Origin of the sequence: Acinetobacter sp. COS3 (assembly GCF_000475335.1) — a bacterium.
GTDB classification, from domain to species: Bacteria; Pseudomonadota; Gammaproteobacteria; order Pseudomonadales; family Moraxellaceae; genus Acinetobacter; species Acinetobacter venetianus.
This window is the reverse complement of the sequence record NZ_AXCD01000042.1, coordinates 1-1,164: the sequence shown is the minus strand read 5'-3', so window position 1 is coordinate 1,164 and position 1,164 is coordinate 1. Positions and strand designations below refer to the sequence as shown.

General features: G+C 45.4%; 1 protein-coding gene. It reads right to left on the bottom strand.

Annotated elements, in window-relative coordinates; genetic code table 11:
- Positions 1 to 3: 3 nt before the first annotated feature.
- A partial coding sequence (gene tuf, locus IO68_RS29565; RefSeq protein ID WP_023013908.1) for an elongation factor Tu occupies positions 4 to 1,164 on the bottom strand: 1,161 nt, incomplete at its 5' end.

Below are 1,164 nucleotides of genomic sequence, written 5' to 3'. Positions count from 1 at the left end.
GGCTTATGCAGTTACTTTAGCAACAACACCAGCACCTACAGTACGACCACCTTCACGGATCGCAAAACGTAGACCTGGGTCCATTGCGATTGGGTGGATTAATTCTACTGACATTTCAACGTTGTCACCTGGCATTACCATTTCAACGCCGTCTTGTAACTTGATTGCGCCAGTTACGTCAGTTGTACGGAAGTAGAACTGTGGACGGTAACCGTTAAGGAATGGAGTATGACGACCACCTTCTTCTTTAGAAAGTACATATACTTCCGCATCGAATTTAGTGTGTGGCTTGATTGAACCTGGTTTAGCAAGTACTTGACCACGTTGTACGTCTTCACGCTTAGTACCACGTAGAAGAACACCACAGTTCTCGCCCGCACGACCTTCGTCAAGAAGTTTACGGAACATTTCTACGCCAGTTACAGTTGTTTTAACTGTATCTTTGATACCAACGATTTCAACTTCTTCGCCTACTTTAACGATACCAGACTCTACACGGCCTGTTACTACAGTACCACGACCAGAGATTGAGAATACGTCTTCGATTGGCATTAAGAATGCTTTGTCGATAGCACGTTCTGGTTCTGGGATGTAAGAGTCAAGCGCTTCAACAAGAGCAAGAACTGAAGACTCACCATACTGACCAGCGTCGCCATTAAGCGCAGCAAGAGCAGAACCACGGATAACTGGAGTGTCATCACCTGGGAAGTCGTAAGTAGAAAGAAGTTCACGAACTTCCATTTCTACTAATTCAAGTAACTCTTCATCGTCAACAAGGTCACACTTGTTAAGGAATACAAGAATGTAAGGTACACCAACCTGACGAGAAAGAAGGATGTGTTCACGAGTTTGTGGCATTGGACCATCAGTCGCAGCACATACAAGGATCGCGCCGTCCATCTGAGCAGCACCAGTAATCATGTTTTTAACATAATCGGCGTGGCCCGGGCAGTCTACGTGAGCGTAGTGACGAGTTGGAGAGTCGTATTCTACGTGTGAAGTATTAATTGTAATACCACGTGCTTTTTCTTCTGGTGCAGAGTCGATAGCTGCGTAATCTTTAGCTTCACCGCCGTAAGTTTTTGCACAGATCGTTGCAATCGCAGCAGTTAAAGTTGTTTTACCATGGTCAACGTGACCAATTGTACCCACGTTTACGTGTGG